Consider the following 13416-nt stretch of genomic DNA (forward strand, 5'->3'; position numbering starts at 1 on the left):
AGGCATCCGGCAGGTGCTGTGCACGGCGCCTGCCCCCTTTCCCAAGGCACACAAGGACACACGTCATGGACAAGGCCCGCGCCGTCGAACACTTTCTCTACTACCTCGCCCACCACCCGGCTCTCAGCGGCCTGAACTGCCCCACCGTGCTGCTGGGCCATACCGAGCGTTACGACGCCATTGCCCAGGCCATCACCCACAGCAGCGACGCCCGCTTCAACTTCCAGGTACAGCGCCTGGACCTGACCGCCAGCGATACCTTGGCCCACTCCATCGAAACCTGTGACCTGTACCTGTTTCTCTACGATTCCTCGACCCTGCCAAACCCACGCGCCGAAGGCCCGGACTTTATCCGCGCCTTGCAGGGTGTAATGGCTGAGCACTGGAAGAAGTCCCTGCTGTTCAAGGATTACGGCGATTACTTCTACGACACCTTCAGCGTGGAGCCGCAGCGTATTGCCGATCTCAACGCCACGCTGATCCGGCGCATGGGCCAGGCCAATGTGCTCAGCTTTACCGACAAACATGGCTCGCGCCTTGAGGCGCCACTGAGCAGCATCAAGAAGTGGACCAATATCAACGGCGTCGGTAACCACGACCTGGCCCCCGGCGAGATCGCCACCCACAGCGAAGCCATCAACGGCCAGGTTCGGTTTGTCGGCACTTTTCTCAGCACCATCCCGTTTGCGCGCAAATACGGCGTGCTGCAATCGCCGCTGGAGTTGTGGATCGAGAACTCGACCGTCTGCAGCGTCGCCAGCGATGTGCCGGGGCTGGTGGATGATTTCAATAAGTACCTGAACGCCAACCCGTCGAACCGGCGTGTGGAAGAACTGGGGATTGGTACCAATGAAGGCGTGAAGGACCTGTATGCACGCAATGCCGGGTTTGAGGAGCGCCATTGCGGCTTGCACCTGGGCCTGGGCGGCGGGCAGAAAGGCAGCCATCACCTGGATCTGATCTTTGCCAGCGGGGTATTGGCACTCGACGACAAGCCGGTGTTTGATGGCACTTTCGCGTTTTAGAAGGACATCAGGATGACGAGCCCCCCTGTGGAGCCGGGCTGGCCCGCAATTGAATGCATTTCAAATCCAGATCTAAAAAAAACGCCAACCCGAGGGTTGGCGTTTTTGCGCAGCGCTTAGCGCATCACTGCGGCTTCTTGCGCCCAAAACCCGGACGCTGACCCGAACCCGCCGGAGCGCCACGGCGCTTGCCCGATGGCTCGTCGGCCACCAGTTTCGGGCCGGGGCGCTTGTTCGCCGCCGGCTTGGCTGGGCGCTTGGTGCTGGCGTTGTCGGCTGGGCGATCTGCCTCGCCACGGTTGCTGCGACCACCGGCCGGCGCAGGACGCGGGGTACGCGGTGCGCGCTCGCCTTCCTGACGCGATGGGGCCGTTGGGCGGCGCTCACCTTCGATGTGCGGCTGACGGGAGATACGCCCGCCGGTCGCCGGGGCATCCAGCGCCGGGCGTACGGTACGCGCCACACGCTCGGTACGGGCCACAGGACGCGACGATTTACGCTGCATACGCTCAAGCTTGTCTTTGCTCTTGGCGTTCATCTGCGGCATGGCGACCGGCGTCAGGCCCACTTCGGCGCTGAGGATGTCGACTTCGTACTGGCTCATTTCGCGCCAGCGGCCCATCGGCAGGTCGGAGTTCAGGAACACCGGACCGAAACGCACGCGCTTCAGGCGGCTGACCACCAGGCCCTGGGACTCCCACAGGCGACGTACTTCACGGTTACGGCCTTCCATCACCACGCAGTGGTACCAGTGGTTGAAACCTTCGCCACCTGGAGCCTGCTTGATATCGGTGAACTTGGCCGGGCCGTCTTCCAGCACGACGCCGGCTTTCAAGCGCTCGATCATCTCGTCATCGACTTCGCCACGTACACGTACCGCGTATTCACGGTCCATCTCGTAAGACGGGTGCATCAGGCGGTTGGCCAGTTCACCGTCGGTGGTGAACATCAGCAAGCCGGTGGTGTTGATGTCGAGGCGACCGATGTTGATCCAGCGGCCTTCTTTAGGCTTGGGCATCTTGTCAAACACGGTCGGACGGCCTTCAGGGTCGTCACGGGTGCAGATCTCGCCATCGGGCTTGTTGTACATGATCACGCGGCGCACCGATTCGGCGGCCTCTTCACGCTTGATGACCTTGCCATCAATGGTGATTGCATCGTGCAGGTCGACGCGCTGGCCAAGCGTGGCCTCGACGCCGTTGACCTTGATGCGCTTCTGGGTGATCCAGGCTTCGACGTCGCGGCGCGAGCCCACGCCGATACGCGCCAGCACCTTTTGCAGTTTTTCACCTGCTGGGCCGATTTCCTGGCTGTCGTTCTGGTCTTTGTCGTTCATCTTAAGCACCTCCCGGTGGGTCGATTCAGGCGTGGCCTGAAGAGTGTTGAAAGCGGGGCTTTGGCCGAATAGGTCGGCAAAGGGTCGCGAATCATACGCTCATGGTGAGCGTTGCGCATCAGAGACTAGTCGATATGCGCCAAGTCATTTGTTTTTCCGCCGGCCGGTGGCGCCCAGGGCCAGCAAACGCAGTTCGGCTTCGGCCAGGACACTGCGTTTGTCGACTTTGTCGAGTTTCTTCCAGGCGCGGATTTCGCGTTTGCTGCGACCGCAACCGACGCAGATGTCGTCACTGAATTTGCAGATGCTGATGCACGGGTCTTTGGTTGAGCTCATGGTTTCTCCCAGTCAAATGGAGATCAAAATGTGGGAGGGGGCTCGCCCCCGATGGCAGTGGGTCAGTCAATACATGTGCAAACTGACACACCACAATCGGGGGCAAGCCCCCTCCCACATATGCCCTCATCAGTCTTCGAATTCGCGACGTTCGGCCTCGATAGCTTCGGCCAACGCGCGAGCTTCGTCTTCTTCATCGCTCAACGGCGGCTGTTCGAGCGCGGCGACCGCGGCCAGGAGTTTCTCGCGGGCATCGGCGACGCCGAGGATGTCTTCCTCCGAATCCACTTCAGGCTCAACTTCAACGTTCACTTCTGCAGCAGGCTCCGCCACCCCATCACGCAGCAGATCGTCAAAGTCGGTCTTGATGCCCTGCTCCATGTCGTCCAGTTCCAGCAACAACGTGTGGAAACTGGTTTCGTCCTTGGGCTCTTCCGGCTCGGCACTGGCATCGGCCAGTTCCTGCAGGCTTGCCGGCACCGGGGCGTCGTCGAAGTCCAGCACCGGCTCGGCTTCCATCTCGCGCAATTCGGCCAGCGGCGGCAGGTCGTCGAGGTTTTTCAGGTTGAAGTGGTCGAGGAATACCTTGGTGGTGGCGAACATCGCCGGTTTGCCCGGCACGTCGCGGTAGCCGACGATGCGGATCCACTCGCGCTCCAGCAACGTCTTGACGATATGGCTGTTGACCGCCACGCCCCGCACATCTTCAATCTCGCCACGAGTGATCGGCTGGCGATAGGCGATCAGTGCCATGGTCTCCAGCATCGCCCGTGAATAACGCTGCGGGCGCTCTTCCCACAGACGGCCGACCCACGGGGAAAATTTCTCACGGATTTGCAGGCGATAACCCGACGCCACTTCGCGCAGTTCAAAGGCGCGGCCTTCACAGGACTTGCGCAAAATCTCCAGCGCCTTTTTGAACACCGGCGGTTCGGGGCGCTCGGCCTCTTCGAAGAGTTCGAACAGGCGCTCCAGGGATTGCGGTTTGCCCGAGGCCAGGAGAAAGGCCTCCAGCAGGGGCGCCAGTTCGCGGGGTTCAGTCAGATTCATCGATTCAGCTCTTTATTCGGCTCGCGCCCGCACGTGGATAGCCGCAAAAGGCTCATTCTGGACCAGCTCGACCAAGGACTCCTTGACCAATTCCAACACCGCCATAAAGGTCACCACCACCCCAAGGCGCCCTTCTTCCTTGGTGAACAGCTCGAAAAACGGCACAAACCCACCGCCCTTGAGGCGCTCCAGCACATCACTCATGCGCTCGCGGGTGGACAGCGCCTCACGGCTGACCTGGTGGTGTTCAAACATATCGCCACGGCGCAGCACTTCAGCCATGGACATCAGCAATTCTTCCAGGCTCACGTCTGGCAGCAGTTTGCGCGCGCGGGCTTCGGGAGCATCCAGCTTGGGCACCACCACGTCGCGGCCCACGCGGCTCAGACCGTCGATGCCTTCGGCGGCGGCCTTGAAGCGTTCGTACTCTTGCAGACGGCGGATCAGTTCGGCACGTGGGTCGTCTTCTTCGGCTTCGACCGTCTCCGAACGCGGCAGCAACATGCGCGACTTGATCTCGGCCAGCATGGCGGCCATTACCAGGTACTCGGCGGCCAGTTCCAGGCGCACCGACTGCATCAGCTCGACATACCCCATGTACTGGCGGGTGATTTCCGCCACCGGGATGTCGAGAATGTTGATGTTCTGCTTGCGGATCAGGTACAGCAACAAGTCCAGCGGGCCTTCGAAGGCGTCAAGGAAGACCTCCAGCGCGTCCGGCGGGATGTACAGATCCAGGGGCATTTCCAGCACGGCCTGGCCGTACACCATGGCAAACGGCAGTTCCTGCTGGGCGCCTGCCTGAGGGTCGACGGTTTCCACTGACGACATTCAGGCCTCGACCATAAAGGGCGCCGGATCACCACAACCCACACGGATCACTTCTGGATCGCCATCGGCCAGGTTGATCACGGTGGAGGCTTTGCCGCCGCCGAAGCCGCCATCGATGATCAGGTCCACCTGCTTTTCCAGCAGTTGACGCATTTCGTACGGGTCTTCCAGGGGTTCGGTGTCGCCGGGCATGATCAACGACACACTCATCAGCGGCTCACCCAACTCAGCCAGCAACGCCAGGGCAATCGGGTGCTCCGGCACACGCAGGCCGATGGTGCGCTTCTTCGGATGCAACAGCAGGCGCGGCACTTCGCGGGTGGCGTTGAGAATGAAGGTGTACGGGCCCGGCGTGTGCGCCTTGAGCAGGCGGAAAGTGCCGGTGTCGACCTTGGCGAACAGGCCCAGTTGGGACAAGTCGCTGCAGATCAGCGCGAAGTTGTGCTTGTCGTCCAATTGACGCAAACGGCGCACACGTTCGACCGCGCCCTTGTCGCCGATCTGGCAACCGATGGCGTAGGACGAATCAGTCGGGTAGATCACCACGCCGCCGGCGCGAATGATCTCCACGGCCTGTTTAATCAGGCGTGCCTGGGGGTTTTCCGGATGAATCTGGAAGAATTGACTCACGGGTTCTACCTGTTCAGACGGTGGCAATAATGGGGTCATGCTTGAATCGCCCCCACAAAAGCGGCAAATCTTCCGGGACCGCGCGGTACTCGCCGATCTCGGACCAGCCGCCTGGGCCATGAAAATCACTGCCGGCACTGACCAGCAGACCAAATTCGCGGGCAAGAATCGCCAGGCTGCCGACCTGTTCGGCGGGTTGATGCCCGTTGACCACTTCGATCGCGTGGCCGCCCGCTCCAATATAGTCGCTGATCAGCTTGCGACGCTTGCTGCGCGTGAAATCGTAATGCCAGGGATGCGCCAGGCTGACCCAGGCCCCGGAGGCCCGCAGGGTCTCGACGGTGTCCTCAAGGGTCGGCCAATGTTGCTTCACATCACCCAACTTGCCAGCCCCCAGCCATTTGCGGAAGGCTTCAGCGCGGTCTTTGACAAAACCTTCACGCACCATCCAGTCGGCAAAGTGCGGACGGGCCGGTGCATTGCCACTGTCACCCAGTTCCTGCTGGATGGCGCGGGCGCCGTCGAGGGCATTGGGCATGCCTTTGAGGGCCAATTTGCGGCTTATTTCTTCGGACCGCAGCCAGCGGCCGTCGTGCAATTGCGCGATAGCCTCCACCAGCGGCGGGGCTTTCTGATCGAAGCCGTAGCCGAGCACGTGAATGGTCGCGCCGCCCCAGGTGCAGGACAATTCCACGCCGTTGACCAGCTGCATGCCCAACGAATGGGCGGTTACACGCGCTTCGTCGAGGCCTTCGAGGGTGTCGTGGTCGGTCAACGCCAGAACTCGCACGCCTTTTTCAAACGCACGCGCAACCAGTACCGCGGGCGCCAGGGCGCCGTCGGAGGCCGTGCTGTGGCAGTGCAAATCAACATTCACGGGAGTGTGTAACCTCAAGTCAGCTGGCGCTTTCGCAACCAAGGATGTTTGTTATTATGCCGCCACATCCAGCTTCTGGCTCTTACTGTGAAACAATTCATCGACTTCATCCCGCTGTTGCTGTTCTTCATCGTTTACAAACTCGACCCTCGGGTCGTCGATCTGGCCGGCCATGAGCTCACTGTCGGCGGCATCTACAGCGCCACTGCCGTGCTGATCATCAGCTCTGTCGTGGTCTACGGCGCGATTTTCATCTCCCAGCGCAAACTGGAAAAAAGCCAATGGCTGACCCTGGTCGCGTGCCTGGTTTTCGGCAGCCTGACCCTGGCTTTTCACAGCGAAACCTTCCTTAAATGGAAAGCCCCGGTGGTGAACTGGCTGTTTGCCCTGGCGTTTATCGGCAGCCACTTCATCGGCGACCGCCTGCTGATCAAGCGGATCATGGGCCACGCGCTGACCCTGCCGGAACCGGTCTGGGTACGCCTGAACGTGGCCTGGATCGTGTTTTTCATCTTCTGCGGCGCGGCCAACCTGTTCGTGGCCTTTACCTTCCAGCAATACTGGGTCGACTTCAAAGTGTTCGGCAGCCTGGGCATGACCGTGTTGTTCCTGGTCGCCCAGGGCATTTACCTGTCGCGCCACCTGCATGACGCCGAGCCCACCACGCCGAAAACCGAGGACTGACATGCTCTACGCAATCATTGCCACTGACGTTGCCAACTCGCTGGAAAAACGCCTGTCCGTGCGCCCGGCCCACGTCGAGCGCCTCAAGCAGCTGCAAGCCGAAGGCCGTATCGTACTGGCCGGCCCGCACCCGGCCGTGGACAGCAACGATCCGGGCGACGCCGGTTTCACCGGTAGCCTGATTGTCGCCGAGTTCGCCTCCCTGGCCGATGCCCAGGCTTGGGCCAAGGCTGATCCTTATGTCGCGGCCGGCGTTTACGCCGATGTCGTGATCAAGCCGTTCAAGCAAGTCCTGCCGTGACCCGTGCTGCGCCGGACACATTGCGTTCGGCGCGCTGCTAATTGCTCATTATTCTCGGTAACCGGCCGACAACAGTCTGAATATTCGTGTGGAATCAGGAGTTCCGATGCGCTTACGTCAGTTGTGTCTGTTGGCAGTGTTAACGATCGGGGCTACGGCCCATGCTGAAGAAACCTCGAACACCGGCAGTTCCACGCCGCTGTCCTTGAGTGCCGGCAGCCAGATCAGCGAGTTGCAGCAACGTTTGAAAGAAAGCGAACGCCAGCGTGAAGAACTGAACAAGCAACTGCAAAACGCGGATGCTGCCCGCGAAAGCGCTCAATTGAGTCGCCTTCGTCAAGAGAACCAAAAGCTGGCCCAGCAACTCAAAGATTCACAGGGCGGTGCCTTGACCCGATGGCTGACCGAGCAACAGCAATGGTTTGTCACCGGCGGGGCCGTCGCACTGATCGCCTTGCTGTGCGGGATCTTCGCCAGCGGTGGGCACCGTCGCCGTCGACAATGGCTAAATTGAGTGAGTCATGAGCGAGCTGTTACTGATAGATGATGACCAGGAGCTCTGTGAGCTGCTGACCAGTTGGTTGAGCCAGGAAGGCTTCCAGGTGCATGCCTGTCACGACGGTTTGAGCGCGCGCAAGGCCTTGGCCGAGAGCGCTCCGGCCGCCGTGGTGCTCGATGTGATGCTGCCCGACGGCAGTGGCCTGGAGCTGCTCAAGCAATTGCGCAACGATCACCCTGAATTGCCGGTGCTGATGCTTTCGGCACGGGGCGAACCGTTGGACCGCATCCTCGGCCTGGAACTGGGCGCCGACGATTACCTCGCCAAACCCTGCGACCCACGGGAACTGACCGCCCGCCTGCGCGCCGTATTGCGCCGCAGCCACCCGGCCGCCGTATCCAGCCAGCTTGAGCTGGGCGACCTGTGCTTCAGCCCGGTGCGCGGCGTGGTCAGTATCGATGAACAGGAATTCACCCTCACCGTCTCCGAAAGCCGCCTGCTGGAAGCTTTGCTGCGCCAGCCCGGCGAGCCGCTGGACAAGCAGGAACTGGCGCAGATCGCCCTGGGCCGCAAGCTGACCCTGTACGACCGCAGCCTGGACATGCACGTGAGCAACCTGCGCAAAAAAATCGGCCCGCACCCGGATGGCCGGCCACGGATCGTGGCGTTGCGCAGTCGTGGCTATTACTACAGCCTCTAAGCAAGCCCCATGTGTAGCAGCTGCCGAGCGCAAGCGAGGCTGCGTTGGGGTCTCGGTGATCGCGGGGTGTCAATACGTACGCTACGCACGACCATCGCAGGCAAGCCCGCTCCCACTATTTACCTCTGCGCTCGCGAACCTTTTGTCAGCTCGCATCAAAAACCTCTTTACTCAAGCTTTACGCTCCCCTGACCGCCGCTGACCTTGCTCTGGGTAATCTACTCACATCCGGACTCACCGGAATAGAGACAGGAGAATCACCATGCGCAAGACCCTTATCGCTTTGATGTTCGCCGCAGCCCTGCCAACCGTTGCCATGGCCGCGATGCCCGAAGGCCCAGGCCCGATGGGCGAGCCTTCCGGCCACATGATGGGCGGCCCGGGCCACGGCGGTGAACACGGTCCGCGTGGCAAAGGCGGCCCCTTCAGCCAGCTGGACCTGAGCAAGGAACAGCGCCAGCAGATCGGCAAGCTGATGGGCGACCAATGGCACGCTCGCAAAGACCTGACCAAAAAGTACCTGGACAAGCTCCCGGCCGCTGACCAGAAAGCCATGCAGGATGAAATCGCCGCCGGCAAGCAGAAGACCCAGGCCGATATCCGTGCCGTGCTCAAGCCTGACCAGCAGAAGCAGTTCGACGAGATCATCAAAAAGCAGGAACAGCGCCGCGCCGAATGGAAGGAATTCCAGGCATGGAAAGCGCAACAGCCGCAAAAAGCGCAATAATGCCCCCGCGTTAACGCTCCCAGCCCAGTGGCCCCCGCCACTGGGCTTTTCCTGTTTGAGGGTTTCCTGTGCGTTCATTGTTCTGGCGCATCCTGGCCAGTTTCTGGCTGGCCATCGCCTTGGTTGCTGGGTTGTCGATCCTGCTTGGGCATATGCTCAATCAAGATGCCTGGATTCTCAGCCGCCACCCCGGCCTCAAAAACCTGGCGCAAGAGTGGACCCAACTCTACGAAACCCAGGGCGAAGACGCTGCCCAGGAATTGCTGCAACAGCGCAAGCGCCAGTACCACATCGATGTGCAAGTGCTGAACGAAAGCGGCGAGCCCGTGGTGCGTGGCACCTTCCCGCGCCGCGCCGCCGCCTTTGAAGCACGGCAAAACGACAGCAAGGAAGGCCACCTGCCCTGGCGCCGCCTGACCGCCGAGTACACCAGCGAGAAAACCGGCGACACGTACTTGCTGATCTACCGCATCGCCCACCCCGAACTCGACGAATGGCACCGCAGCAGCCTCACGTGGCCATTGAGCGCCCTAGCGATTGCCCTGGTGGTGCTGACCCTGTTCAGCCTGTTCGTCACCCTATCCATCACCCGCCCGCTGAGCCGGCTGCGCGGTGCGGTGCATGACCTTGGCCAGGCCACCTACCAGCAAAACAGCCTGGCGCGCCTGGCCAACCGTCGTGATGAGTTCGGCGTACTCGCCACCGACTTCAACCGCATGGGTGCACGCCTGCAAAGCCTGATCGGCAGTCAACGCCAATTACTGCGCGACGTGTCCCACGAACTGCGCTCGCCCCTGGCGCGCCTGCGGATAGCCTTGGCCCTGGCCGAACGCGCCAGCCCCGAAGAGCGGGAAAAACTCTGGCCTCGCCTGACCCGCGAATGCGACCGCCTGGAGGCCTTGATCAGCGAGATCCTGGTATTGGCCCGCGTCGATGCCGATAACGCCAGCGCCGAAGACGTCGACCTCAATCCCCTGCTCAAGACCCTGCAAAAAGACGCCCAGCTCAGCGCGCCCGACCAGGTGGTGCAACTGACCAGCGAAAACGACCTGCAGCTCAAGGGCTGGCCGACCATGATCGAACGCGCCGTCGACAACCTGCTGCGCAATGCCCAACGGTTCAACCCGCCAGGCGAGGCCATCGAATTGCGGGCGCAGCGCCACGACGAACGAATCCTGATCAGCGTGCGCGACCATGGCCCCGGCGTGGACGCCGAGCACCTCAGCCAACTGGGCGAGCCGTTCTACCGCGCGCCCGGCCAGACTGCCCAAGGCCACGGCCTGGGCCTGGCGATTGCGCGGCGTGCAGCCGAACGCCATGGCGGCAGCCTGATTCTGGCCAATCACCCCGGCGGTGGCTTTATCGCCAGCATCGACCTGCCGTTGGAACCTGGGGTTGTCACACCGGTGTGATGTTCTTTTATAGTGGCCCTTCTCTTATGGAGGGCCTTTGATGACTGACCTGCTGACTCCCATCCAAGCCGCACTCGATCTGCCCCAAACACCGCTGACCCTGACCGAGGCTGGCGCCCTGCCCTCGATTTTCGCCGTTACCGAACTGGCCAGCGCCAGCATCGGCGCCGCCGGACAGGCCGTCGCCGGATTGATCCAACAACAGACCGGACGTTTGCCCAGCGTGAGTGTCGACCGCCGCCTCGCGTCGTTCTGGTTCTCTTCCTCAATTCGCCCGCTGGGCTGGCAAGTGCCGCCACTGTGGGACCCGGTGGCTGGCGACTACGCCAGCGCCGATGGCTGGATTCGCCTGCACACCAACGCGCCCCATCACCGTGCCGCCGCCGAACAGGTGCTGGGCAACGTCGCAGATCGCGCCGAGATGGCAGCCAAAGTCTCAACGTGGAATGCCGCAGAGCTGGAGCAGGCGATTGTCGATGCCGGTGGTTGCGCGGCGCAGATGCGCACGTGGCAGGCCTGGCAAATCCATCCGCAGGGGTTGGCGGTGAATGCTGAAGCGCTGATACAGCGCCAGACCTTCGACACCAGCCGTGACACGCCCTGGCTCGGCTCGATCGCCCGTCCGCTGGCCGGCATCAAGGTGCTCGACCTGACCCGCGTACTGGCCGGTCCCGTGGCCAGCCGCTTTCTGGCGGGCCTGGGCGCCAGTGTATTGCGAATCGACTCGCCCACCTGGAACGAGCCCGGCGTGGTGCCGGAAATGACCCTCGGCAAACGCTGCGCCCGACTGGACCTCAAAAACCCCGAAGACCGGCAGATTTTCGAAAGCTTGCTCAAGGAAGCCGACATCCTGTTGCACGGTTACCGCGCCGATGCCCTGGAACAACTGGGCTACACCCCAAGTGCACTGCACACCCTCGCCCCCGGCCTGATCGACGTAAGCCTCAACGCCTACGGCTGGAGCGGCCCATGGCGCAACCGCCGAGGCTTCGACAGCCTGGTGCAGATGAGCAGCGGCATCGCCGACGCGGGCATGGCCTGGAAACAAGCGGATAAACCGATGCCGCTGCCCTTGCAGGCCCTGGATCACGCCACCGGGTATTTGATGGCGGCCAGCGCGATCCAGGCCTTGAGCGAGCGTTTGGAATCCGGCCGTGGTGGGTCGGCGCGGTTGTCCTTGGCGCGCACGGCAACGTTGTTGGTAGAAGCGGGACAAGCGCCGGAGCAACCAGCGTTGCGGGCCGAAGAGCCGTGTGATCAAGGCCTGGTCGTGGAACAGACCGCCTGGGGCCAGGCCCACCGGTTGCTCCCCCCGCTGACCATCAGCGGTACGCCATTGCAGTGGGATTTGCCGGCCGGGGAATTAGGCTCGCACCGAGCACAGTGGTGATCTGGCGGTCGCTATCGGGGGCAAGTCGAACCGTCGCACCGCCCCTCCCACATGTGACTGTGTTCACAAATCAAAATGTGGGAGGGAGCTTGCTCCCGATGGGGCCAGTACAGCCAACCCATTTATAACGATAGAACCCCGCTGTACAGCCCATACGCCGCCAGCCCGGCACCGGCGATCACGCAACTGAAAATGCCTTTCTCCATGTGAGTAAACAACGGCCGCCCCTGCTCACGCTTGGCCAGGGCAAACAGGATCACGCCCGGCGCATAGAGCAGCGCCGACAGCAGCAAATACTTCAACCCCCCGGCGTAGAGCAGCCATACCGCGTAACCCAGGGCAATCACGCCCACCAACAGATCCTTGAATCGCTGACGCTGGGCACCTTCATAGGTTTCGCCGCGCCCGCTCAACAGCACCGCGTAGGCCGCCGACCACAGGTACGGCACCAGGATCATCGACGAAGCCAGGTAAATCAGCGTGGTGTAAGTGCTGTGGGAAAACAGCGTGATCACCAGAAAGACCTGAATCATCACATTGGTCAGCCACAGCGCATTGACCGGCACCTGGTTGGCGTTTTCTTTCTTCAGGAACGCAGGCATGGTCTTGTCCTGGGCAGTCGCGTAGAGGATTTCCGCGCAGAGCAGCGCCCACGACAGCAACGCGCCCAACAGCGACACCGCCAGGCCGAGGCTGATCAGCATCGCGCCCCAAGGCCCGACGATATGCTCCAGCACGCCCGCCAGGGAGGGATTTTGCAGGTTGGCCAGTTCCGGTTGGCTCATGATCCCAAGGGACAACACATTCACCAGCACCAGCAGCGCCAGCACGCCAAGAAAACCGATCACCGTGGCCCGGCCCACGTCCGAGCGTTTCTCGGCCCGCGCCGAATAGACGCTGGCGCCTTCGATGCCGATAAACACAAACACCGTGACCAGCATCATGTTGCGCACCTGGTCCACCACGCTGCCGAGCTGCGGGTTGCCCAGGCCCCAGATATCGCGGCTGAAGATATCGGCCTTGAACGCCACCGCTGCGATCACGATAAACATCAGCAACGGCACGATCTTCGCCACAGTGGTGATCTGGTTGATGAACGCCGCCTCTTTGATCCCGCGCATCACCAGAAAATGCACGGCCCACAGCAGCACCGAGGCACAGCCGATGGCCACCGGCGTATTGCCCTGGCCGAACACCGGAAAAAAGTAGCCAAGGGTGCTGAACAGCAACACGAAGTAACCGACGTTGCCCATCCACGCGCTGATCCAATAACCCCAGGCCGACGAGAACCCCATGTAATCGCCAAAACCGGCCTTGGCGTAGGCATACACCCCGGAATCCAACTCGGGTTTGCGATTGGCCAGGGTCTGGAACACAAACGCCAAGGTGAGCATGCCGACGGCAGTGATTGCCCAGCCGATCAGGACGGCACCGACCTCGGCACGGGCGGCCATGTTTTGCGGCAGGGAGAAGATCCCCCCGCCAATCATAGAACCCACCACCAAGGCGATCAGGGCGCTGAGTCGAAGTTTCTGGGCCGGTTGGGACATGAACGCTCCTGAAGAATTAACAGTTTTAGCTGACCACCGTGCACTCCACTAATTAACTCAGCGAGTGT

General features: G+C 61.8%; 15 protein-coding genes. 8 read left to right on the forward strand and 7 right to left on the reverse strand.

The features are described from left to right. The first annotated feature begins 65 nt into the window (after positions 1–65). Positions 66–1025 (forward strand): M29 family metallopeptidase, encoded by a 960-nt coding sequence (locus NDJ82_RS23045; protein WP_099585461.1) that lies wholly within the window; start codon positions 66–68, stop codon positions 1023–1025. Between the two features lie 124 nt (positions 1026–1149). Here NDJ82_RS23045 and rluB read toward each other — a convergent pair whose 3' ends face one another. The 6 genes from rluB to NDJ82_RS23075 all read right to left on the reverse strand — a co-directional run bounded on the left by rluB (position 1150) and on the right by NDJ82_RS23075 (position 6085). Next, on the reverse strand, positions 1150–2361 hold the full coding sequence (gene rluB / locus NDJ82_RS23050) for a 23S rRNA pseudouridine(2605) synthase RluB (protein WP_099585462.1): 1212 nt from the start codon (positions 2359–2361) through the stop codon (positions 1150–1152). Positions 2362–2505: 144 nt separating this feature from the next. Further along, on the reverse strand, positions 2506–2697 hold the full coding sequence (locus tag NDJ82_RS23055) for a DUF1289 domain-containing protein (RefSeq protein WP_112196582.1): 192 nt from the start codon (positions 2695–2697) through the stop codon (positions 2506–2508). 129 nt (positions 2698–2826) lie between these two features. After that, positions 2827–3747, reverse strand: coding sequence for an SMC-Scp complex subunit ScpB (gene scpB, locus NDJ82_RS23060; protein WP_250926365.1), 921 nt, complete (start codon positions 3745–3747; stop codon positions 2827–2829). 12 nt (positions 3748–3759) lie between these two features. Next, complete coding sequence (locus tag NDJ82_RS23065; RefSeq protein ID WP_502941245.1) at positions 3760–4578, reverse strand: segregation and condensation protein A; 819 nt, start codon at positions 4576–4578, stop codon at positions 3760–3762. Next, positions 4579–5208, reverse strand: a complete 630-nt coding sequence (locus tag NDJ82_RS23070; protein ID WP_099585465.1) for an L-threonylcarbamoyladenylate synthase — start codon at positions 5206–5208, stop codon at positions 4579–4581. A gap of 13 nt (positions 5209–5221) precedes the next feature. Beyond that, positions 5222–6085 carry a PHP domain-containing protein gene (locus tag NDJ82_RS23075; protein ID WP_099585466.1) on the reverse strand — a complete coding sequence of 288 codons (864 nt, stop codon included), beginning with the start codon at positions 6083–6085 and terminating at the stop codon, positions 5222–5224. A gap of 87 nt (positions 6086–6172) precedes the next feature. Between NDJ82_RS23075 and NDJ82_RS23080 the strand changes: the two genes are divergently transcribed. The 7 genes from NDJ82_RS23080 (at position 6173) to NDJ82_RS23110 (ending at position 11798) form a co-directional block, all read left to right on the forward strand. Further along, positions 6173–6769, forward strand: a complete 597-nt coding sequence (locus NDJ82_RS23080) for a septation protein A (protein ID WP_112196584.1) — start codon at positions 6173–6175, stop codon at positions 6767–6769. A gap of 1 nt (position 6770) precedes the next feature. Then, entirely contained in the window at positions 6771–7070 is a 300-nt protein-coding gene (locus NDJ82_RS23085) for a YciI family protein (protein WP_015885584.1), read from the forward strand. Positions 7071–7176: 106 nt separating this feature from the next. Continuing rightward, on the forward strand, positions 7177–7584 hold the full coding sequence (locus NDJ82_RS23090; RefSeq protein ID WP_099585468.1) for an SH3 domain-containing protein: 408 nt from the start codon (positions 7177–7179) through the stop codon (positions 7582–7584). Positions 7585–7591: 7 nt separating this feature from the next. Then, entirely contained in the window at positions 7592–8269 is a 678-nt protein-coding gene (locus tag NDJ82_RS23095) for a response regulator transcription factor (protein WP_250926366.1), read from the forward strand. A 262-nt stretch (positions 8270–8531) separates the two neighbouring features. After that, complete coding sequence (locus NDJ82_RS23100) at positions 8532–8996, forward strand: Spy/CpxP family protein refolding chaperone (RefSeq protein WP_158877811.1); 465 nt, start codon at positions 8532–8534, stop codon at positions 8994–8996. Positions 8997–9064: 68 nt separating this feature from the next. Beyond that, positions 9065–10408 (forward strand): sensor histidine kinase, encoded by a 1344-nt coding sequence (locus tag NDJ82_RS23105; RefSeq protein ID WP_250926367.1) that lies wholly within the window; start codon positions 9065–9067, stop codon positions 10406–10408. 40 nt (positions 10409–10448) lie between these two features. Continuing rightward, on the forward strand, positions 10449–11798 hold the full coding sequence (locus NDJ82_RS23110; protein ID WP_250926368.1) for a CoA transferase: 1350 nt from the start codon (positions 10449–10451) through the stop codon (positions 11796–11798). Positions 11799–11920: 122 nt separating this feature from the next. On the opposite strand, the gene arcD is transcribed toward NDJ82_RS23110, so the two are convergent. Beyond that, positions 11921–13348: an arginine-ornithine antiporter gene (gene arcD, locus NDJ82_RS23115; RefSeq protein ID WP_250926369.1), complete on the reverse strand. Its 1428-nt coding sequence runs from the start codon at positions 13346–13348 to the stop codon at positions 11921–11923. Between the last annotated feature and the right edge of the window lie 68 nt (positions 13349–13416).

Source organism: Pseudomonas sp. SR18 (genome assembly GCF_023701505.1).
Taxonomy (GTDB): domain Bacteria; phylum Pseudomonadota; class Gammaproteobacteria; order Pseudomonadales; family Pseudomonadaceae; genus Aquipseudomonas; species Aquipseudomonas cyclaminis.

Bases quoted from the DNA above. Each gene is read 5' to 3' on its own strand.
- NDJ82_RS23045 (WP_099585461.1), top strand. From the start codon at position 66: ATGGACAAGGCCCGCGCCGTCGAACACTTTCTCTACTACCTCGCCCAC.
- rluB (WP_099585462.1), bottom strand. From the start codon at position 2,361: ATGAACGACAAAGACCAGAACGACAGCCAGGAAATCGGCCCAGCAGGT.
- NDJ82_RS23055 (WP_112196582.1), bottom strand. From the start codon at position 2,697: ATGAGCTCAACCAAAGACCCGTGCATCAGCATCTGCAAATTCAGTGAC.
- scpB (WP_250926365.1), bottom strand. From the start codon at position 3,747: ATGAATCTGACTGAACCCCGCGAACTGGCGCCCCTGCTGGAGGCCTTT.
- NDJ82_RS23065 (WP_502941245.1), bottom strand. From the start codon at position 4,578: ATGTCGTCAGTGGAAACCGTCGACCCTCAGGCAGGCGCCCAGCAGGAA.
- NDJ82_RS23085 (WP_015885584.1), top strand. From the start codon at position 6,771: ATGCTCTACGCAATCATTGCCACTGACGTTGCCAACTCGCTGGAAAAA.
- NDJ82_RS23090 (WP_099585468.1), top strand. From the start codon at position 7,177: ATGCGCTTACGTCAGTTGTGTCTGTTGGCAGTGTTAACGATCGGGGCT.
- NDJ82_RS23095 (WP_250926366.1), top strand. From the start codon at position 7,592: ATGAGCGAGCTGTTACTGATAGATGATGACCAGGAGCTCTGTGAGCTG.
- NDJ82_RS23100 (WP_158877811.1), top strand. From the start codon at position 8,532: ATGCGCAAGACCCTTATCGCTTTGATGTTCGCCGCAGCCCTGCCAACC.
- NDJ82_RS23110 (WP_250926368.1), top strand. From the start codon at position 10,449: ATGACTGACCTGCTGACTCCCATCCAAGCCGCACTCGATCTGCCCCAA.
- arcD (WP_250926369.1), bottom strand. From the start codon at position 13,348: ATGTCCCAACCGGCCCAGAAACTTCGACTCAGCGCCCTGATCGCCTTG.